Origin of the sequence: Acutalibacter intestini, assembly GCF_034334985.1 — a bacterium.
Lineage (GTDB): Bacteria > Bacillota > Clostridia > Oscillospirales > Acutalibacteraceae > Acutalibacter > Acutalibacter intestini.
Genome location: NZ_JAWXXL010000013.1, coordinates 68,795 through 88,714, shown reverse-complemented (window position 1 = coordinate 88,714; position 19,920 = coordinate 68,795). Strand labels below are relative to the sequence as shown.

The following is a 19,920-nucleotide window of genomic DNA, read 5'->3' as shown; positions in this document are numbered from 1 at the left end:
GCTCGACAAATGTCGGAGACTCTGGAAAAACTGCGAACGTAAATTACAGAACTCTTTTCAAATGTTTTCTCTTGCCTTTATTCGTCTGCTCTTAAATAGATGCTAAACAGATTCTAAGAAATGGGTACATCACGCTAGAGCACTCCTAATTGAAGGGAAAGGCCCTACAAAGGGCCTATTCCTTTTCGCTATTTGTGTCCAGCAGACACTGGATTCCATCATCCGTATACGACAGTAATTTTCCATACCGCCGAGCGATATCTTTGCGGCGATCCTCGTAATTACCCGCCGCGATTGCCTTTTCTTTCTCTGCCTTCAAGTCTAGATACTCCGCAAGGCCGATTCATCCTGGTATAAAATCACATTGAACTTTCCCTGATTCAGCGACAGGGGAAAGAGGTCGGTCAAAAACGCCTCATCCTCCACATAGTAGTGAACACCGTACTTCTCACACAGCCTACCGAACTCCGGCAGAAAGCTGTCCCGCTCCTCTTTTGAATCACATGGATGGGATAGCGCGATGCGTTTCACCCCAGCCCGAACCATCTCACAAAAACAATCTGCCGCGCCTAAGTGCTAGGAGAATTTATCGATTTTCATAATGATGCCCTTTTCTAAAATTTATAGTAAAAAAACCTCCAAGAGTTCAACTCCTGGAGGCTTTGGCGCGCTTGACTGGAATCGAACCAGCGGCCCTCAGAGTCGGAGTGATCAGGCCGTAAAGGGGGAAAGCCCGAAAACGTTGGGTTTTGTCCAGAGCGCACAAAAATAGCAATATATTGGTCCTGTGCCGGGAGTTCAAGAAACAGTGGGGTTCCGGCTATTTTATTGATTTTTTAAAATAGTAGTCAAACAGTAGTCAGAGAAATCGCCTGCAAGGTTATCAAACTAAACATCCCCGTCCAGAAGACTTTGCCAGTCTTCTGGAAACCCCATAGTTTCAATTTTTACTGAACTGTACTTATCGATTAATATGGCAATGGTGTCCACAAAATCTTTCCAATGAGTATCATGGGGAACCAAATGGCTGATGCACAGCAACACTCCATAAATCCTGATATTACCAATGCCTTGCAGGGCATATTGCTTGTATAGAATCGGCGTTTTCGCAAGTTTGGCATTATATAGCCGACCATAGTGGGCACAGAGATTACGGACAAAGGCAATACTCTCAATCCAGCTTTCAAAGTATGTATAGCCCACATTGTAGATGGAGGCAACAGCTTTCTTGTCCGGGTTCTTCATGTTCTTAAAAAACTTTGACAGGGTTCCAAAGCTGAATAACTCCACCAGAGCGTACATCGGGATTTTACCGTCTTTATAGTTTGTCCTGAAATTTCTAACAAAGGGAGATTTCGAATTGCGGCGAATCTCCTCGGTCGACCTTATTTGTGCGCCCATAAGCAGTAAATGCTTTGCGGAGCAGTTTCAACCGTGCGTTGAAACGAATGATAGGCGTTTTTACGGCCTAAAGTCAGATTTTTTGGGGCAAGTGCCTATTTCTCCATAGTCGCATGGCGGCATCCTCCCACGTGCCGCCGATGAATATAAAAGCGGCGGTCTTGAAATTTGTTGTTTCAAAACCGCCGTTTGGTGTTCGTTGCAGTTTAGGGCGCGTTGATAGACAACCTCCATCCAACGGTTTTTATATGTCGTTTCCATTGGCATCTTTGTGTCCATGATTCACTTTTACGATACTTACACAATTAATACCGGCACTCTCACCGTCAATTCAGTTTCAGTTATTTCCTAATTCGGTTAGCGCTTTCAGCGTACCATCCAGATTTTCCTTATGCCAGTTTTTGAAAAAACCGGCATATATGGTGGCGTAGATGCCGGAACTCCGCAGGTCGCTTAGCTCCGCCTGCTGGGTGGTCAGGCGAATGGTGTCCGACCCGGTACGGATGGTGATGACCGTGTTGAGCAGGTCATCCCGCAGCTCCACTGACTGGATGTCCCCATAGGGAAGGACCAAGGATACGTCTTTGCACAGGTTGCCCCATGTGGTGTTGAAGGGGAGCAGGATGATCTCGTGTTCACACATCTGGAGAACATAAAATTCCGAGTTAAAAAACGCCGCAAATTGTTCGCTCAGGTTTTCCGGGGCGTATTTGACGATGATGCAGCGGTTTTCCAGTGGCTTATATCCGGCCTCCTGGGTGAATTTCTGGACTTCTCTTGCCATGGTTATGTGCCTCCTATATCGTTGCAATTCGTTTCAGTGCGGACGAGGCCAGCACATAATTCACGCCGGTCTGGGTGTCCACGATAATTTTCTCCGCATTGGTAACTCCCTGGGAGTAAACTTCCACAAAGCGGTCCTTGGCCATAGCGGTTCCCTCCTTTCACATCCCGCCTGCCTGTGAACAGAAGAATAGCACAATGCGGTCCCGCTGTGGGCAAATCTTCCTGGACGGCACAAATCGTTCCTAGGGCTTGTTTGAAAATAGAGGAAATGACGAATTTTGGGCCAGAAGGGGACAATTTCAAGGAGAAAACCGCAAGGCAATCTCGCGATTGACGAGGATTTTCGACGTAGAAAGTGGCCTCTTATGGCAAAAAAGACGACGTTTTCGATTTTTCAAACAAGCCCTAAGTGGCAAAAATAAAGAGGGAACCTCAAAAGTTCCCTCTCAGTTTCTTCTTCAATTCGGCTTTTCCAGTTCGGGACAGCAAACACATTCTGCCGCCCACCCGGACTTGATTTCCCTTTCCATCCACTGCCTCAATTTTGTCCCACGCCGCCAGAAAGGACCGGTGGACCCGGACAAATTGCCCGTCCAGTTCCTTTTCCAGCTCGTTCAAGCTGCCCACGAAATCCAGACGGCTGTCCGCCGTATGAAGATATACATGGTGAGCTTTGGGAGCGGACTCAAAGAACAAGATGTCGGCCAGGGGAATGTGGCGGGTTTCATCACCCGTTCGTAAAGAGAACATCTCTGCCGGGTCATGGCGCTCGTCCAATAAGCGGGCGTGGACCGCCTCCAGGCAGCGGGTGATGGCAGGGCCGGTCTGCTCTCCCTCCTTCACGATGTAGTCGAATGCCTCCAAATGGTATTGGAAGGTTTTCCAGGCTAGATCGCCATAGCTGGTAATGTAGACCAGTGTGCCATGGGGGTCCCGCCGCCGCAGTTCCCGCCCCAGCGTAAAGCCGTCCCACGCTCCATCCTTCAAATCCACGTCCAGAAAATAGACTCCGCGCCGGCTGCTCCGCGCCATGTCCAGCAATTCTTGGGCAGTCGATGCGGCGCATACCACTTTCATGTCGTAGTTCTCTATGAAAATCTTCCACTCCAGAGCGGTTTTGAGCTGGTGGCGGACACTTTCTTCATCGTCACAGAGATAGATCGAGATCATGCTTTTTCCTCCACCGTCAATTCCTGAATAAACACGCCGTCCGCCCAACTTGTGGATGCCGCCGCATTGGGATAGTCCACCAAAATCCGCTGGTAGCTGGGCAGTCCCAATCCCCGGCCCTCTCCCTTGGTAGAAAAGCCCTCCGTCCAAATTTTATCCGGATTGATAGTGCCAGTGTAGGGGTTGGAAACCCGAAGGGACAGCCTGTCCTTTTGAGGCAGCAGAATAATCTCCACCCAGGGCATTTCCGTTTCCAAAGCGGCCTCGGCAGCGTTTTCCAGCAGGATGCCCAGACAGCGGGTAAAGTCCCATGGGTCCATGCCAATCCTCTCCACAGGGTAGAGTACCTCCAGGCGGCAGTTGATACCCTGCTCCCCCATAGCGGCCAGCTTGGACAGTAGGAGGCTGCGCACCTGGGGAACGCGCACATTGCCGATTTGAGTGGACGCCTGAATTTTTTCTCCTATGCGCCGGTCAAAGCCCGTGTCCAGTTCCGACAAGGCGGCGCGCAGTTGGTCCAGTTCCCCCTCGTCCGCCTGCTCTGACAGCCCCGCCAGCAGGTTTTTGTAGTCGTGGCGGAAAGTCCGCACCTCCTGTCGGATGGCCTCCAGGTCCCGCTCGTAGAGCTGCTGCTGTGCGATGACATCCTGCTGGGCCGCTACCTTCCGGGCGGCGCCCAGCCGCTGGGCCAAATGGACCACCAGCCCCGCCTCCAGCGCCGCCATCGCCAGCACCAGCATAAAGTAGGGGACCAGATATTCCGGTTGAATCCCCGCCTGCAGGATTAAGAATGTTTCCATAGCCGCTTCCAGGGCGCAAAGGAACAGGGCCGTCCGGCGCTGGCCGAAGCTCTCCTCCAGCAGAAAGCGGAACCAGCGCCCGAAGCGCAGACGGTGCAGCAGGAGGGCTGAGATCGGAACCACAACCAAATACACCACCACTGTAAACTGGAGTTCGCTGTTCAGGAGCAGGATCTGGGATAGGCAGGACGTGGACACTTGAAACACGCCTCCCATACATACGGCGGAAAAGGCCCTCCAGAATTCGGTTCGCCAGGCCCACCGGGTCCAAAAGGTACACATCAGCAGGACGGCGAAGGAGCTTATGTAGTAGCGGACCAGCACGTGGCAGGGAATGAGCACATACAGGCCCACCTGTAGCAAGGAGGCCGCCAAGGGGGAGAGCAGCAAGGCGGGCAGCTTTTTCAGTATCCGCCACCCCCGCACATCCATCATCACAAACAGGTAGACTGCCAAGGCGGCATGGGCTGTCAGAGAACCGACAAATGCAGTCAGGTAATCCTCCAACGTGAGCATAGCGGTCATCTCCTTTCTGCGGGCTATTATACCATGTAGCCCTATGATAGCGGCGTTCTTTGACCTATGATTTACGCTGCAATACTCAGCTTTTCCACATGCTTTTCACGCCGCCGCACCCAATTTCCACTGTAACTTCCCCCTGGCCTGTGCGCCTCAAAACCGCCAGGGCGCAGCCATCGGTAAGGGTGGCGGCGGTTTTTTCATAGCCCTGGTGGTGTCTTGCCCGCTCGCTGCCAAAGGCCAAAAGCTCCGCCGAGCCCGTGAGGTTTATGCCCACCTCGCCCAGATAGTCCCAGCCCGTCCAGGTGAAGTCCCCCAGCACGGCGGAGGTCCGGGTAATGGCGTCCCAGTTTTCGGCAATCTGCTTGGGGTAGGTCTCGCTGCCCACCATCACCCGGTGGGGGTACCGGGCGGCATCCGTCCGATAGTGGGCGGTCATGTAGTTATAGCCCAGCACGTCCATGGTGGGCTCCAGCTTTTCCAGGATATCCCCTACGATTTTGTGCCGGGTGATTTCCGGCACATGGTTGGCCATGGCCCCCATAAAGACGTTCACGTCCCCGGGCCCGGGCTCCTGGCCTGTGATATCCCTGACGATCTGCGCCAGTCCGTCCCCGGCGGCAAAGGCCCCGTTGATGCCGTTGGTGGTGAAGCGGGTGGGGTCCAGCTCATGGAATTTTTCCCCCAGCATCCGGCTGGTCTCCAGGCCCTTTTCCGTAGCGATCTCAAAAATTTCATTGCCGGTAGAGTAGAGCACCGCGCTGGGGTGGTTGTAGTCCGCTGTGACCATGGACTCTACGTCCTGCTCCCAGCTGTGCTCAAAATCCTCATACGCTGCCGCCCCCAGAAGCCCCTGGTCGTGGTGCAGGCAGGCCCCCCGCAGCTTCACGGGCATGCCGTTGACCCGCAGGCCGTGCTTGGCGTCCAGGGCCAGCAGCCGTATGCCGGTGGTGGTTTTGTCCCTGTCCCCGCCCTCTATGGCCAACTCCGCGGTGTAAAGCTCCGGGTGCTCTGCGTCCCACAAACAGGCGTTTTCCAGGAAGAATCGCCTGTGCAGCCGGACCTTCTGCCCGGGCCGCACCCGCAGAGGGTACTCCGCCTGCAAAACGGCCCGGCCCGTTCCCTCCCGGATGGTAACGGCTGCTGTGAAGCTGTGAGGAGTGACGTCCCCATTTTCGATCTCTGCGGCGATTTCTACCGCAGCGCCGCCCTCTTCCACGCTTAGGGTGGTCAGGCGCAGGCTCCCCGGCAGCACCCGCAGGGCCGGGCTGTGCAGCAGGTACACCTCCCGGTAAATACCGGCCCCGCTGTACCAGCGGCTGTTCTGTGTGCCGCATTTCACGGTGACGAGCACTTGGTTCTCCTGGCCAAAGCGCAGGTAGTCCTGTATCTCCACGCCAAATTCACTGTAGCCAAAGGCCCGCTCCCCCGCCAGAGACTGGTTGACGAACACAGCGGCGTGGCGGTATACGCCCTCAAACCAGAGCATAACCTTCCCGCCCCGCCAGTCCTCCGGCACAAAAAAGGTTTTGTGATATTTATACGCGCCGCCGTCCAAAAAGCCTGTGCTGCCCTTGTTGACGCTGTCCTCCTGCTGTTCTTCATGGAACATGGCGTCATAGGGCAGGGTGACGGGCTTGGCATGGGGCGGGACAGCGGCCACCAGTTCAAAGGGGTTTTCGTCCTTCCACACTTTCCAGCCGGTGTTGAAATTTTCGCGTTTCATACGCAAAACCTCCGTCTTTGCAATATTGTTGTAATGATTATATCACTTGCAGGCTCCCTGGTCAAACAGGGGGCGCCCCTACTTTTCCTTCTTTGCCAGCAGGAAACACCCTAAAAACAATAGGATCTGTACGGCTGTAGAGCTGGGTGTGGCCAGTCTCACCCGGAACAAGCTTACAGGCGTGAGACGGCTCATCAGGAAGGACACGGGTATCCGCACCAGGAACGCCGCCACAACGCCTTGGATCATAACGAAGGCGGTCTTGCCGCAGCCGTTGAAATACCCCACAAAGCAGAACATGATGGAGCTCAGCAGGGTGTCAATGGCATAGGCCGCAGGTAGTCGGCTGCGGCGGACACATCGGCAGGGGAGCCGAACTGCCCCACCACCAGCAAGTCCACCGCGCCATACATGGCCTGCAAAAACAGCGCCGCCAGCAGCGGCGAGAGTATGGGCCCCTTGGTAAAGGAAATCTGGCAACACTCGCAAAGAAGTGGGAGTACCTAATCCCAAGAGTTTGTGCCTCTGGCTGCCAAGGGGCATGGGGGCGCTGGCACCGCTCATACACTTTTACGCTTTATCAGCACCGCGCTGATTTCAATTTTCATGGCATGACAATCCTTTTTCTCTACCATTTCCGCCAGCCTGCCCACGGCCGTTTCCCCCATGAGCTGGGTGGGGACGTGGACGGTGGTCAACGGAGGGTCCATGTAATTGCAGAGGGGCAGGTCGTCAAAGCCTACCACGGCCACGTCCTCAGGGATCCGGTACCCGGCCTCCTTCAGCGCCGCGATGGCCCCGATAGCAATGTGGTCGTTGTCCGCAAAGTAGCAGTCTGCCGGTTCTTCCCCGCTTTCCAGCAGGGCCTTCATGTCGGCGTAGGCGCCTTCCTGGGAGGGCGTAAGCTGGTGGACAACAGACTTTGCGGTGGACATGCCGTTTTTGCGGATAGCCTTGTAAAAACCGTCGGCCCGCTCGGCAAAATTGCTGATTTGATAGGAGGAGCACAGGTAGCCCGGCTGCGCCCTGCGCTTAGAAATAAGATACTGGGTGGCAAGGAACGCGCCCTGGATATTGTTGATGAGGACATAGTTATAGTCTGCCGTTTCAAAATAAGCGTCTAAGATGACAAGAGGCATTTTGATTTGCGAAAAGCGGGAAAGCGACAGGGCATCCAGCTCTGTGGCCAGAAGGATGATCCCCCGGAAGCCGGATGCCTCTAAAGTGTAAAGCTGGTCGGGCAGGGTCTCATCCTCGTAGAGATAACGGATGAGTAAATCATATTGCGCTTTTTTACAGCCAACGCTTACGCCGTTTGTCAGGTCTGCAAAAAAGGGGGTGTCCCCCACGACCGCGCCGCTGCGCCTGTATACCACCAGGCAGAACTGCCCTTTCCAGTTGCCGCGGGCAACGGCCTTCCGAGAGAAATCGTACCCTAAGCGCTGAGCGCCCTCTATCACCTGCCGCCTTGTGGCGGTGCTGACGCCGGGTTTGTTGTTCAGCGCCATAGAAACCGCCGCTTGGGAAAGCCCCAGCGCCTTTGCCAGCTCTTTTGCTGTAATCGCCATACTGCTCACCTCCGTTCCAGTATAGAAGATTCAGTGAATTAAGTCAAGAAACACTGAATTTTTTCTGTAAATTAAGCTCCCGGTCTGGTATCCTTTTAAATATGGAAAACTTTGAAGGAGGAATTTTATGGCAGCTATCAAGCTGGGCTTTGCGCCTACCAGGAGAAGTATTTTCAGCGCGCCGGACGCGGTGAAATACCGGGGCCTTACCGCCGCCCGCCTGCGGGAGCTGGGCGTGGAGTTCGTAGAGATTGACGACATAAACGAAGAGGGCCTGCTCTATGATGAAAACGACCAGCTGAAGATCCTGGAAAAATTCACGGCGGCGCAGGTGGACGGCCTTTTCCTGCCCCACTGCAATTTTGGCACAGAATACCTGTGCGCCAGGCTGGCAAAAGACTTGGGCGTGCCCGTGCTGCTGTGGGGTCCCCTGGATGAGCGGCCTGAGCCAAACGGCGTGCGGCTGCGGGACACCCAGTGCGGGCTGTTTGCTACCGGGAAGGTGCTCAGGCGCTTTGGTGTGCCCTTTACCTATATGACGAACTGCCGATTGGAGGATCCTGTGTTTGCCCGGGGCATAAAGGATTTCCTGGCCGTGTGCAATGTGGTGAAAACCTTCCGCCATATCCGCATTCTACAGATAGGGCCGAGGCCCTTTGACTTTTGGAGCACCATGTGCAACGAAGGGGAGCTGCTGGAAAAATTCGGCGTAGAGCTGTCTCCCATCCCCCTGCCGGAGCTGACCTCGGAAGTGAAGCGGGCCATTGCCGATAAGGACGAGGTGCGGGAAACCATTGCCTATTGCAGGGCCAATATGGAAATCAACGTCACCGAGGAGCAGCTTGAAAACGTGGCGGGGCTGGCTGTGGCCATGGAGCGCCTGATGGAAAAGTACCATTGCAGCGCCGGAGCCATCCAGTGCTGGAACGCCTTGCAGGGCGAGCTGGGCATTATGCCCTGCGCCGCCAACGCCCTCCTCAACGAAAAGGGCCTGCCCGTTGTTTGTGAAACGGACATCCACGGGGCCATCACCGCTTTGCTGGTGGAAGCCGCCGCAGGCGACGGGACCCGCAGCTTTTTTGCCGACTGGACCATCCGCCATCCGGACATTAAAAACGGCGAGCTTTTGCAGCACTGCGGCCCCTGGCCCATTTCCTGCGCCAAAGAGAAGCCATGCATCACGTACCCGCTGGCTTTCGATTCCCCCGGTGCCATCACAGCCGAGGCAAAGCATGGGGAGCTGACCCTGGCCCGGTTCGACGGCGACAACGGCCAGTACAGCCTGCTTTTGGGCAACGCAAAAGGCGTGGACGGCCCCAAGGGCATGGGCACCTACCTGTGGGTAGAGGTGGAGAACATCAAGCGGCTGGAAGCCAAGATCGTGGAGGGGCCATATATCCACCACTGTGTGGGCATACACAAAAACGTGGTGCCGGTGCTGTATGAAGCCTGCAAATACCTGGGCGTTGCGCCCGACCTTTACGATCCCATTGAGGAGGAAGTGAGGGCGTATCTCCGTGGGGAATAAGGAATTAGAGATGCTCTCGTGGGACCTGCGCCGAGACGTGCTGGAGATTATCATGGCGGGGGGCGGCGGGCACATCGGCGGGGATATGAGCGTGCTGAACGCCCTGCTGGTGCTGTACAAAAACCACCTGCATATTACGCCGGAAACCACCGATGACCCGGACCGTGACCGCTTTGTGCTGTCAAAGGGCCATGCCATGGAAGCCTATTACGCCGTGCTGTGCCACCAGGGGTTCCTTGACCTGGACGACGTGAAGGCACGGTTCAACAAATACGGCTCGCCCTATATCGGGCACCCCAATAACAAGCTGCCGGGCATTGAGATGAATTCCGGCTCGCTGGGCCACGGCCTGCCCGTCTGCGTGGGCATGGCCCTGGCAGGCAGGCGAGATGGCAAACCGTATCGGGTCTATACCATTTTAGGCGATGGCGAGCTGGCTGAAGGCTCGGTGTGGGAAGGGGCCATGGCCGCCGGCCACTATAAGCTGGACAACCTCTGCGCCCTGGTCGACCGCAACGGCCTGCAGATCTCCGGAGCAACGAAAGAAGTCATGGGCCACGAGCCCCTGGGTGCCCGCTGGGAAAGCTTTGGCTGGCATGTGCTGGAGGTAAACGGCGACAGCATTCCAGAGCTGGACGGGGCTTTCTCCCAGGCCAAGTCCCTTAAGGGGAAGCCCACGGTCATTATAAGCCGCACTACCAAGGGCTTTGGCAGCCCGCTGATGGAGAACAAGGCCGAGTGGCACCACCACCTGCCTGTTGCTGAAGAATATGAAGCCATCAAAAAAGATTTTCAAAAGGGGAAGGAGGCGGCTGCCCGTGAATAATATCCCGAACCGGCAGGCCATCTGCCAAACGCTTCTGAAGTACGCTGCACAGGACAAAAGCATCTTTGCCCTGTGCAGCGACAGCCGGGGCAGCGCCAGCATGTCGCCTTTCTTTGAGCGGCTCCCGGAGCAGTCTGTGGAAACGGGCATTGCGGAGCAGAACCTGGTCAGCATAGCGGCGGGCCTGGCCGCCTGTGGGAAAAAGCCCTATGCCTTTTCCCCTGCCTGCTTCCTTGCCGCCCGCTCCTACGAGCAGGCCAAGGTGGACTGCGCCTATTCCAACACCAACGTGAAGCTCATCGGCATTTCTGGCGGGGTCAGCTACGGCGCTTTGGGCATGAGCCACCACAGCGCCCAGGACATTGCCGCCATGGCGGCGCTGCCCAACATGCGGGTGTATCTGCCCAGCGACCGCTTCCAGACGGAAAAGCTGATAGAAGCCCTTTTGCAGGATGAAAAGCCCGCCTATGTCCGGGTGGGCCGCAACCCTGTGGAGGATATTTACAGCGAGGGGGCCTGTCCCTTTCTGCTGGATAAGGCCGCATGGCTGCGGGGGAAAGGGGAAGCCGTGCGGGCCGCCATCATTGCCTGCGGGGAGATGGTGCGCCCGGCCCTGGAGGCGGCGGAAGCCCTGGCAGAAGCGGGCATAAGCGCCAGCGTGCTGGATATGTACTGCGTAAAACCATTGGACAGGGAAGCGGTTTTGGAAGCTGCCGGGCTGGCGGATATTGTAGTTGCCGTGGAGGAGCATGGCCCCTTTGGCGGGCTGGGAAGCATGGTGGCACAGGTGGTGGGCGAACGCTGCCCCAAACGGGTAAAGTGCCTGTCCCTGCCGGACGCGCCTGTGATAACCGGCACCTCGGCAGAGGTTTTTGAGCACTATGGGCTCACCGGCCGGGGCATTGCAAAAACGGTGAAGGAGCTGCTGGGATGAAATACGTATTAGCCATTGACCAAAGCACCTCCGGCACCAAGGCGCTGCTTTTGGACGGGGCCGGAGCGCTCCTCAAACGGGCGGATCTGCCCCACCGGCAGAAAATCAGCAGCCGGGGCTGGGTCAGCCACGACCCTATGGAGATCTACCAAAACACCATCGAAGCGGCCCGCCGGGTAGTTTCCGGCATCGCCCCGGCAAAGGTGGCGGCTATTGGCATCAGCAACCAGCGGGAAACCGCCCTTGTCTGGGATCGTGGAACCGGGCTGCCTGTAGCGGACGCCGTTGTGTGGCAATGTGGGCGGGCGCAGGAGATCTGCGGTCGTTTGGAAAACCAGGCAGAAGGCATACGCAAAAAAACCGGGCTGCGGCTTTCCCCCTATTTCCCCGCGGCAAAATGGGCGTGGATCTTGGAGAACACGCCAGGCCTTGAAAACCGCCCGTTATGCGCGGGAACCATCGACAGTTGGCTCATCTACAAGCTGGCCGGGGAGTTTAAGACTGATTTTTCCAACGCAAGCCGCACCCAGCTTTTCAATATCCATTCGCTGCAATGGGACAAAGAACTGTGTGGGCTGTTCGGCGTGCCCTTGGCATCACTCCCCGAGGTCTGTATGAGTAACAGTTGCTTTGGCGAGACTGACATGGAGGGCGTGCTGCCCAGGCCTGTCCCCATATGCGGCGTTCTGGGCGACTCCCACGGAGCGCTTTTCGGCCAGGGCTGTGTAAAGCCTGGCATGGGGAAGGCCACCTATGGCACAGGCTCTTCCGTTATGGTAAACGTGGGGGAAAAGCCCGTGTTCAGCGACGGCGGCATCGTGACTTCCCTGGCCTGGGGCATGGGCGGCAAAATCAATTATGTGCTGGAGGGGAATATCAACTACACCGGCTCTGTAATCAAATGGCTGGTGGACGATGTAAAGCTGCTGGGTTCCTCGAAAGAAGCCGGGGAAGTGGCCGCTGGCGCAGACCCGGAGGACGGCACCTACCTGGTCCCGGCCTTTACCGGCCTGGGGGCGCCTTACTGGAAGCCGGATGCCAGGGCCATTCTCTGGGGCATGGGCCGGGGCACCGGCCGCGCTGAGATCGTCAAGGCCGCGGAGGAAAGCATTGCCTACCAGATCGCGGACGTGGCCTTTGCCATAGAACAGGGGGCCGGGATAAGCCTCAATGAGCTGCGGGCAGACGGCGGGCCTACCCGGGATAAATTCCTAATGCAGTTTCAAAGCGACCTGCTGGGCCGTCCCATGGCTGTTTCCCAACGGGAGGAGCTGTCCGGCATAGGCGCGGCCTACTGCGCGGGGATCGCCTGCGGTCTGTATGACTGGGGGATACTGGAAAAACAGGGCCGCACCCGGTTCCTTCCCCAAAGGGAAGCGGCCTGGCGGGAAAATAAATATGATGGCTGGAAACAGGCAGTAAGCCTGTTGCTATAAGGAGGATAGTGTTATGTTAACTAACAGAACAGAACGCTGGGGCGTGTTTGAAATCGCTGTAAACGGCCCGGAGGCGGGCAACCCCTTTACAGAGCGGGAATTTTCCGGGGTGTTCCGGGGCAAAAACGAGGAAAAGCTTGTCTCAGGCTTTTATGACGGCGGGGGCGTGTACCGGGTGCGCTTCATGCCCAGCTTTGAGGGGGAATACACCTACGAGACCACCGGCAATTTCCCGGGAGCCCAGACCTCCGGCAGCTTTACAGTGACGCCGCCCAGGGAGGGAAACCACGGCCCCATGCGCGTTGTGAATCAATTCCACTTCGCCTATGAGGATACTACGCCCTATTATTCCGTGGGTACCACCTGCTACGCCTGGGCCCATCAGCCCGAGGAAATCCACCAGGAGACCCTTAAGGAGCTGGACAAGGGGTATTTCAACAAAATGCGCTTCTGTGTGTTTCCCAAGCACTATATCCATAATTTCCGGGATCCAGAGACCTTCCCCTATGAGGGTACGCCTATGGATAACTCTGGCCTGTGCGAAGAAACCTTTACTTATGAAATGGATATCTCAGGCAACCACTGGGACTTCACCCGTTTCAACCCCGAGCATTTCCGGCGCATCGAGCGGTGCATTTTAGAGCTACAGGAGCGGGGCATCGAGGCGGATTTGATTGTTATGCACCCCTACGACCGTTGGGGCTTCAAATCCATGACCCCGGAGCAGGACGATTTGTATTGGAAGTATGTCATTGCCCGGTTTGCCTGCTACCGCAACGTGTGGTGGAGCCTGGCAAATGAATACGACCTGCTTTTTGCCAAGAAACTGGAAGATTGGGAGCGCTATGCGAAAATCCTCTGTGAAAAGGATCCGTATAACCACCTGCGGGGCATACACCAGTGCTTGAAGTTTTACGACCATTCCCGGCCCTGGATCACCCACTGCAGCCTGCAAAGGCAGGACCTTTACAGGCATGTGGAATACACCGACGAATACCGGGTGCGCTGGGGCAAGCCTATCGTCTGGGATGAGATCAGCTATGAGGGCAACATCGACATGGGATGGGGAAACATCTCCGGCCAGGAACTGACCCGGCGCTTCTGGGAGGCCAGCCTGCGGGGCGGCTACGCAGGCCACGGGGAGACTTTTGTGAACAACGAAAACGATATCCTCTGGTGGAGCCACGGCGGGCCCCTGCACGGGGAGAGCCCCCAGCGCATTAGGTTCCTGCACAAGATACTGTGCGAGACCCCCGGCTGCGGCCTCAAGCGCGGCCAGGGAAGCTTTGACGAAACAGTAGGCGTGCCTGACGGCATTGACTTCCTTCCCGGCGGGGCCTCCTACGAGATACACTACTACGGATTTGGCCGGCCCAGCTTCCGGGATTTCATGAAGCCTGAGGGTAAGTGGAAGGTGGAAATTATCGACACCTGGGGGATGACCATCACCGACGCCGGGGTACACAGTGGGAAATTCCGCGTTTCCCTGCCGGGCAGGGAGTATATGGCTGTGAGGCTTAGGCGGCTTTCTTGAGGGGAAGAAAAGGTACTGGCAATAAAAAGAATGCTGTAAGGAACCTTCGGCATAAAAAAGACCCAGAAAAACGCTCCCTGAATTACAGGGAGCGTTTCGCTTTGGCGTACTCGACCGGTGGGTTACAAGCTTTTCCCGGCAGATGTGCATACAGGTTCTAAGAGGTGGCGCCCTCGCCCCCCTGTTCCAAACGCATCATCTCCATGGTAAGCTGCAGGCATAGCCGTACATGCCCGTCATTCAGGTCAATGGGGAAAAGCTCCTTGAGCTTGTTCATCCGGTAATACAGGGTATTCTTATGGATGTGGAGGCGTTTTTATTTTTGCCGTGGCCCTGATGGACACGGACAGGATCCGCAAAGCAGCCACCGTGGTCTCTTACATCCTAATGATTGGTATCCTTTGTGTTTTTATCCCAAACATTATCGCCCAGTGGGGGCCCATCACCCAGACCATAAGCCAAATGGCGGCCGGGGCCCTGCCGGTAGGCTCTCAGGAACGCGGCAGCTTTGGCAGCGCTTTGTGGTACTGCGTGCTGTACGGGGCCTACCATGTGGCGTCGATTGGGCTGTATGTGGCCCAAGTTTGAAAGCCGCAGGCAGTGCCTCACCAGCATGGTGTATGGGTTTGTTATCAACACGGTTGTGATCACCCTGGTAGCGGTGGGCCTGCTGGCCATGAGTCCCATGTGGAAAATCATCGACAACGACAAGTTCCAGTGGAGCAAGACCATCCTGATGGACGACGAGGCCCTGGCCCGCGCCCACCAGACCGGCGTAAACCTGGCAAAAGCCGCCGAGGACATAGAGCACGCCGCCTGGCAGGGCCCCGAGGGCGTGTGCCCCCACTGCCACACCAACAATTTCTATATCGAGCCCGGCACCACCCACGCCATCTGCGGTCTGTGCGGCATGGAGGGCGAGATGGAGGTTGCTGACGGCAAGATCAACTGCCCAGAGGAGCAGTACGCTCTGGCCCACGGCAGCATGTCCGGCAAGCTCAAGCATGGCCAGGACATCCAGTACAACGAGGGCAGGCTTGCGGATCTGCAGAAGAACAGCGAGAAATTCAAAGCCCGCAAGAAGAAATATATGGATTTCATCCAGTCCATTTACCCGGGCATGGAGGAAGGAGGAAGCCATGCAAAAGCCAAGCGCTAAATTTATTGTGGTGTTCAACCTGGTGCAGAACATCCCCACGGCCATTGCCATGTCCGTCACCGCGCCGCTGCTGGTGCACCAGCCTGTATTTACCATAAACCTGCTGGCAAATATCCTCATCGGCTTCGTGCTGGCCACCCTGATCAACCTGCTCATCCCCATTCCCAAAATCGCTATGGGCTTTCCGGCCCTGTTCAAGCTGAACCCAGAGGGCTTCGCCGGGCGCATAGTGGGGAACATTCCGGTGTGCTTCATTTTCCATGTCATCATCGGCCTGGTGCTGAACCTTTATAATGTCCGCGCCGGATTTCCTGTTCGCCTTTTTGGGGACATTTATCCCCATGTACCTGGTGCTGTTTGTGGTAGGGCTGATTTTCGTGCCCATCGCCAGACGGCAGATAAAAAATAGAATCACAGAAAAAGCAGGGCTGGCTGCCGGCATGGCACCAGCCCTGTTTTTTCTATGGCCAGCCCGGTGGACACCGGCCGATATTTTGTAAAGAAATCATCAACAGCCAGATCGCTGTGCCCTGCACCAGCTGCTCCTGCTGCACCGAGGGCTGCTCCCAGAAGATCTGCATCCCCCAGTATTTCTCCCTATACAACGAGGAAATGCGGGAGAGCGTGAGCCGTTTATTCCTACCGAGGAAGATGCCAACCCTTTCCTCAATGCACTCCTGGATGAACCGCAGGAGTATAAAATTTTCTATGTGCTGGCGCTCTACACTGGGTGCCGCCGTGGAGAGTTATGCGCTCTGAAATGGCACGACTTTATCATGACGGACAAATACCGCTGTGTGCTTACGGTCAGCCGCTCCCGGAGCCACATACCGGGGCAAGACGTGATGGAGGGGCCGACCAAGAATGGACACAGTCGCACTATTGTTATCGAGGAAGATATCACTTCGCTGCTGTTGGGGTATTGCAGCTACAAGACTGCCCAGGCTGAAAAGGTTGGGCGCAAGGTCAGCCCGTATCTGTTCGTAGATGAGTACGGTCACTTTATCCACCCGGACACGTTCACAAAACATCTTCGCAAAATTTTTAGGGAGAATGATTTTCCAGAGTCTTTCCATCTTCACACCTTGCGCCACTATGTGATTTCATCTTTACTTCATCCTGGTGTGGACAAGCAGACTGTGGCTGAAATAGCTGGTCACGCCGACACCTCTTTCTTGGAGCGAACCTACTGTCACCCGCAGATGGAATTGAAAAAACAGGCCGCGAATGTTATGACAGACGTGCTCCTGCACAGTGCATAACGGCAGGGTGATGGACATACAGACCGCCATAGCAAGCGCATTTGGTTGGGTAGGTAGAAAGTGAAAATGCCCATGGACTTCCGGCGGACGGTGTGGTATCGTGAGGTTGCCTCAACAGGGCAAATCACAAACGGAAAGGAGGTAAATCGTTGACGTTGCACGTCAACGATCACTATGGCAAGCATCCGCAAACGAGGAAACAGCTACCTGCTGATCGTCTCCATGGGCTATGATTTCGATGGCAAGCGCCGCAAGCCCCAGCAGAAAACCGTCCATCCACCCGAAGATTTAAGGCAATACCGCAGAATTCTAAGTACCGTATTGTGCAGTCAGATTTTTCGTCAGAGTGTACAGATTGAGCTCCGTCCATCTCACCATTGACCAGCGAAAGCTGTGCGCTATCACGGAAAATCTGCAAGCAAGACGGTGCTTAAGGCGCCACCCGCGAATGGTGCGGTGTTGCCTTAACACCAAAGGCCAAGGAGAAATGGCTTGAGGAATAGACCGCTCTCTTTGAACGCCAGTGTAAGAACGAGCTGTTGAAAGTGGATAAGTCCATCACCCTTGCAGACTAGACTGCGATATAGCTCCGGAAGATTGCTCCATCCAAACTGGCAAAATCACATTGGCCCGGGACAAGCAGGACATCGACCGTTTTATGCCGTACCTGGGTGGTTACAAATTAACCGACCTAAAGCCAGAACACTTTCGAAATCTCTACGCTGAACTTCGTAAGCAAAAGAATTTTGTGACAGGAAAGCCGCTCTCCGAATGTACCGTTGAGGGTGTCCACGCTTGCTTGTGTGGCATCCTCTCCGACGCGATGGAGGGCGGCTTTTTGTCGCATAATCCGGCGTGGCGCACCTATAAATACGCTGGCAAAAAGAAGAAAAAGCAGAATGTTGCTGACGAGGAAACGACGCAGAAACTCATCGCCGCGCTGGAGGAAGAAAGCATCAAATGCGAAAAACCTGGGACTTTTTCTCTTTCTGCCAAGTCCAAAAGCATATTCGCACCGAAATCGTGTATGCACACAGCGTCCAGAACCCGCTCCACAAATACTTCCGAATCGGTGTCCACAAACATCCGCAACAAATCTTCCCGGCAGTGAAATAGCTCGAATACCAGCGGGGCCAACTTATACCACCACGGCGCAAGGCAGGCATCAGCGCAATCGATAATCACCAGGCTACCACCCTCATCAACCAGAATATTCTCACCTGTCAAATCCCCAAGCACCAACACCGTATCCGTCAAATCAAGACTTGCCGCGCGCGCAGCCATCTCAGCACGCAGACTCTCTGGCAAGCGCTCCAACCTAGGATTTTCCAATACTCGACCCAGCAAATCAACCGGCGGAATCAACCGCGCGAAAGACCGCATTGGTGCCGGGAGAGTGAGGTTTTCCAGACTGGTAAATTCCAGCTGTTCACGATGGAAAATCTCCTGCGCTAGAGGCGTGAATTCCTCGATTAATTGGAACACATTACCCCAATCAGCCCAATTCTTAATCGTGTAATGGAACAGCATTTCTTATACCTCAATCTCGCTATTTGTGTCCAACAAGCGCTGAACCCCCTCGTTAGTATACGAGAGCAGTTTGCCATACCGACGGGCGATATCTTTGCGGCAAACATCGTAATTACCCGCAGCGATCGCCTTTTCTTTCTCTGCTTTCAAGCCAAGATATTCTTCCAGCACGGCCTCATCCTGATAAAAAATCACGTTGAACTTGCCTTGATTCAAGGACAGGGGAAAGAGGTCGGTCAAGAACGCCTTGTCCTCGACATAGTAACGAACGCCGTACTTCTCACACAGCTTATCAAACTCCGGCATAAAGCTATCCCGCTCCTCCTTGGTATCACATGGATGGGACAACGCAATACGCTTTACCCCTGACCGAACCATCTCACAAAAACAATCTGCCGCGCCCAGTTGGTATGAAAATTTATCTATCTTTATAAAAATCACTTCCCGAAAGTTTCTTTAATGGCGCAAACCTTGTCCGCCACCACCAAAATCCAACTCTCCTTACACTTCGGCGGCGGGAGCGTCAGCGGAAACATATGCGTTTTAATCATGTTGCGCTCGGTGGGAGAGAGGGAGAAGTCACGCTCCGCATTTCTTAGCGCCCGGCCAGGGTGGAAGAATCCGTGCAAGCTGTGTCCCTCATGCTTGGTGTGCCAGTCATAGAGGAAATAGTCATGCAAAAGCGCGCCGCGCACCAGCGCCCGCTTGTTCAAGTGTTTCGATAGGAACTTCGGCAGAAAATAGGCAATCTGGACGCAAATCAAAGCCACCGCCAGCGAGTGCGCGAACACGCTGGTGTCCCCGTGCTGCATGAACCCCTTGCTCATTTCCATACCGGGCGATTCCAGAATATCCCTGCCGTAGTGCTGGACGATTATCAGCGGGTTGATTTTCATTGTAAATCCTTTTTCCAGATACGATTTTTGGCGTAGGCAATGTTCGCCACGCCGCCGTCCAAGCGCTGAAAACGCTCGTTCTTGGCCTTGGCGTACCAGCAGGGCCTGCCAATACTAACAGACTCGACCCCGTCATCTGTCCCGGCCATGATTTCGTCGCAGAGTTGGAGCGCGTCCTCGATGATAGATTTCTTTTCCGCTTGACCGCCGTGGCCGCCCCACAGCAGCTCAAAAGTGTCCGCAAAGCTCTGGAAGTGCAACAGGCTCTCCTTGTACTCTTCAATAGAGGTGGAGAACTCCGTGAACAGCAAGGTATTGCGGTTACAGGCGTCACCGGAGTACACCACGCCCCTTGCCCGGTCAAGGAAAACTACCGTACCTCTGGTGTGGCCGGGAACAGAAATGGTTTCCAACTGAACGCCGCCCAAGTCAAAGATATCACCATCTTTCAGCGGCATGGTCTTGATGGGACCGGGTACAGTTACATCGTCCAGTCGAGGCTCAACAGGCAGCGGCCCGAACATGGCGCCGCTCTTGGCAAATCCCAGGCGCATTTCACGGTCGGAGTGCTCATACAGCAGGGCAATGTCTGCCGGGTCGATGTAGACCTCGCCGTACTCGAAATCTGCGCCGATGTGGTCGACATGGCCGTGGGTATTCACCAGCGTAACAGGCAGGTCGGTCAGTTCCCTCACAAAAGATTTCAAACTTCCTACACCGGCTAGTCCATCAATAAGCAGGGCCTTCTCGCTGCCCTCGATTAAATAGCTTTGCTCACCGCCCAGACCGGCAATCAGGGTCACGTTGTCGTAAATCTTCTTTGCTCTGAAAAATTTGGATTCCAT

At 55.4% G+C, this 19,920-nt stretch carries 24 protein-coding genes and 1 pseudogene; 11 read left to right on the top strand and 14 right to left on the bottom strand.

What is annotated here, in order from left to right:
• Positions 1 to 106 (top strand): annotated as a pseudogene (locus U8U68_RS11235) (IS5/IS1182 family transposase); the annotation flags it as partial.
• Between the two features lie 215 nt (positions 107 to 321).
• On the opposite strand, the gene U8U68_RS11230 reads toward U8U68_RS11235, so the two are convergent.
• The 9 genes from U8U68_RS11230 to U8U68_RS11190 form a co-directional block, all read right to left on the bottom strand.
• A complete protein-coding gene (locus U8U68_RS11230; RefSeq protein WP_322200886.1) occupies positions 322 to 531 on the bottom strand; it encodes a hypothetical protein in 210 nt (69 codons plus the stop codon).
• A gap of 357 nt (positions 532 to 888) precedes the next feature.
• Entirely contained in the window at positions 889 to 1,401 is a 513-nt protein-coding gene (locus U8U68_RS11225) for an Abi family protein (protein ID WP_322200885.1), read from the bottom strand.
• 337 nt (positions 1,402 to 1,738) lie between these two features.
• Positions 1,739 to 2,185 (bottom strand): hypothetical protein, encoded by a 447-nt coding sequence (locus tag U8U68_RS11220; protein WP_322200884.1) that lies wholly within the window; start codon positions 2,183 to 2,185, stop codon positions 1,739 to 1,741.
• 13 nt (positions 2,186 to 2,198) lie between these two features.
• The gene (locus U8U68_RS11215; RefSeq protein WP_322200883.1) at positions 2,199 to 2,330 is read right to left on the bottom strand and encodes a DUF6440 family protein; all 132 of its coding nucleotides are present in this window, start codon (positions 2,328 to 2,330) and stop codon (positions 2,199 to 2,201) included.
• A gap of 289 nt (positions 2,331 to 2,619) precedes the next feature.
• A complete protein-coding gene (locus U8U68_RS11210; RefSeq protein ID WP_322200882.1) occupies positions 2,620 to 3,357 on the bottom strand; it encodes a LytR/AlgR family response regulator transcription factor in 738 nt (245 codons plus the stop codon).
• The gene (locus U8U68_RS11205) at positions 3,354 to 4,673 is read right to left on the bottom strand and encodes a sensor histidine kinase (protein WP_322200881.1); all 1,320 of its coding nucleotides are present in this window, start codon (positions 4,671 to 4,673) and stop codon (positions 3,354 to 3,356) included. The genes U8U68_RS11210 and U8U68_RS11205 overlap by 4 nt, the downstream gene beginning before the upstream one ends.
• An 85-nt stretch (positions 4,674 to 4,758) precedes the next feature.
• A complete protein-coding gene (locus U8U68_RS11200) occupies positions 4,759 to 6,402 on the bottom strand; it encodes a glycoside hydrolase family 2 protein (RefSeq protein WP_322200880.1) in 1,644 nt (547 codons plus the stop codon).
• Positions 6,403 to 6,480: 78 nt separating this feature from the next.
• Complete coding sequence (locus U8U68_RS11195) at positions 6,481 to 6,702, bottom strand: hypothetical protein (RefSeq protein ID WP_367575812.1); 222 nt, start codon at positions 6,700 to 6,702, stop codon at positions 6,481 to 6,483.
• A gap of 260 nt (positions 6,703 to 6,962) precedes the next feature.
• Positions 6,963 to 7,970, bottom strand: a complete 1,008-nt coding sequence (locus tag U8U68_RS11190) for a LacI family DNA-binding transcriptional regulator (protein WP_322200879.1) — start codon at positions 7,968 to 7,970, stop codon at positions 6,963 to 6,965.
• Between the two features lie 127 nt (positions 7,971 to 8,097).
• Here U8U68_RS11190 and U8U68_RS11185 point away from each other — a divergent pair, with 127 nt between their 5' ends.
• Genes U8U68_RS11185 through U8U68_RS11165 form a run of 5 tightly spaced genes read left to right on the top strand, consistent with a single transcriptional unit; the run spans position 8,098 to position 14,228 of the window.
• A complete protein-coding gene (locus U8U68_RS11185; protein ID WP_322200878.1) occupies positions 8,098 to 9,498 on the top strand; it encodes an L-fucose/L-arabinose isomerase family protein in 1,401 nt (466 codons plus the stop codon).
• A complete protein-coding gene (locus tag U8U68_RS11180; RefSeq protein ID WP_367575811.1) occupies positions 9,488 to 10,324 on the top strand; it encodes a transketolase in 837 nt (278 codons plus the stop codon). Before U8U68_RS11185 ends, U8U68_RS11180 begins: the two co-directional genes overlap by 11 nt.
• Positions 10,317 to 11,258 carry a transketolase family protein gene (locus tag U8U68_RS11175; RefSeq protein ID WP_322200877.1) on the top strand — a complete coding sequence of 314 codons (942 nt, stop codon included), beginning with the start codon at positions 10,317 to 10,319 and terminating at the stop codon, positions 11,256 to 11,258. Before U8U68_RS11180 ends, U8U68_RS11175 begins: the two co-directional genes overlap by 8 nt.
• The gene (locus U8U68_RS11170; protein WP_322200876.1) at positions 11,255 to 12,694 is read left to right on the top strand and encodes an FGGY-family carbohydrate kinase; all 1,440 of its coding nucleotides are present in this window, start codon (positions 11,255 to 11,257) and stop codon (positions 12,692 to 12,694) included. Before U8U68_RS11175 ends, U8U68_RS11170 begins: the two co-directional genes overlap by 4 nt.
• 13 nt (positions 12,695 to 12,707) lie before the next feature.
• Positions 12,708 to 14,228 (top strand): DUF5605 domain-containing protein, encoded by a 1,521-nt coding sequence (locus U8U68_RS11165; RefSeq protein WP_322200875.1) that lies wholly within the window; start codon positions 12,708 to 12,710, stop codon positions 14,226 to 14,228.
• A 157-nt stretch (positions 14,229 to 14,385) separates the two neighbouring features.
• Here the strand turns inward: U8U68_RS11165 and U8U68_RS11160 are convergent, their stop codons facing one another.
• On the bottom strand, positions 14,386 to 14,532 hold the full coding sequence (locus tag U8U68_RS11160; protein ID WP_322200891.1) for a helix-turn-helix domain-containing protein: 147 nt from the start codon (positions 14,530 to 14,532) through the stop codon (positions 14,386 to 14,388).
• Positions 14,533 to 14,564: 32 nt separating this feature from the next.
• Between U8U68_RS11160 and U8U68_RS11155 the strand changes: the two genes are divergently transcribed.
• The 5 genes from U8U68_RS11155 to U8U68_RS11135 all read left to right on the top strand — a co-directional run bounded on the left by U8U68_RS11155 (position 14,565) and on the right by U8U68_RS11135 (position 17,030).
• Complete coding sequence (locus tag U8U68_RS11155; RefSeq protein ID WP_322200874.1) at positions 14,565 to 14,816, top strand: hypothetical protein; 252 nt, start codon at positions 14,565 to 14,567, stop codon at positions 14,814 to 14,816.
• Positions 14,779 to 15,387, top strand: a complete 609-nt coding sequence (locus tag U8U68_RS11150) for a hypothetical protein (RefSeq protein ID WP_322200873.1) — start codon at positions 14,779 to 14,781, stop codon at positions 15,385 to 15,387. Before U8U68_RS11155 ends, U8U68_RS11150 begins: the two co-directional genes overlap by 38 nt.
• Complete coding sequence (locus U8U68_RS11145; protein WP_322200872.1) at positions 15,368 to 15,796, top strand: hypothetical protein; 429 nt, start codon at positions 15,368 to 15,370, stop codon at positions 15,794 to 15,796. Before U8U68_RS11150 ends, U8U68_RS11145 begins: the two co-directional genes overlap by 20 nt.
• 121 nt (positions 15,797 to 15,917) lie before the next feature.
• Complete coding sequence (locus U8U68_RS11140; RefSeq protein WP_322200890.1) at positions 15,918 to 16,649, top strand: tyrosine-type recombinase/integrase; 732 nt, start codon at positions 15,918 to 15,920, stop codon at positions 16,647 to 16,649.
• A 174-nt stretch (positions 16,650 to 16,823) separates the two neighbouring features.
• Positions 16,824 to 17,030: a hypothetical protein gene (locus U8U68_RS11135; RefSeq protein ID WP_322200871.1), complete on the top strand. Its 207-nt coding sequence runs from the start codon at positions 16,824 to 16,826 to the stop codon at positions 17,028 to 17,030.
• Between the two features lie 483 nt (positions 17,031 to 17,513).
• On the opposite strand, the gene U8U68_RS11130 is transcribed toward U8U68_RS11135, so the two are convergent.
• From U8U68_RS11130 to U8U68_RS11115, 4 genes are all read right to left on the bottom strand, one after another.
• Positions 17,514 to 18,179 (bottom strand): phosphotransferase, encoded by a 666-nt coding sequence (locus U8U68_RS11130; RefSeq protein WP_322200870.1) that lies wholly within the window; start codon positions 18,177 to 18,179, stop codon positions 17,514 to 17,516.
• 3 nt (positions 18,180 to 18,182) lie between these two features.
• Positions 18,183 to 18,485, bottom strand: coding sequence for a hypothetical protein (locus U8U68_RS11125; RefSeq protein ID WP_322200869.1), 303 nt, complete (start codon positions 18,483 to 18,485; stop codon positions 18,183 to 18,185).
• Between the two features lie 131 nt (positions 18,486 to 18,616).
• On the bottom strand, positions 18,617 to 19,075 hold the full coding sequence (locus tag U8U68_RS11120; RefSeq protein ID WP_322200868.1) for an HD domain-containing protein: 459 nt from the start codon (positions 19,073 to 19,075) through the stop codon (positions 18,617 to 18,619).
• Positions 19,072 to 19,920, bottom strand: a complete 849-nt coding sequence (locus tag U8U68_RS11115) for an MBL fold metallo-hydrolase (RefSeq protein ID WP_322200867.1) — start codon at positions 19,918 to 19,920, stop codon at positions 19,072 to 19,074. Before U8U68_RS11115 ends, U8U68_RS11120 begins: the two co-directional genes overlap by 4 nt.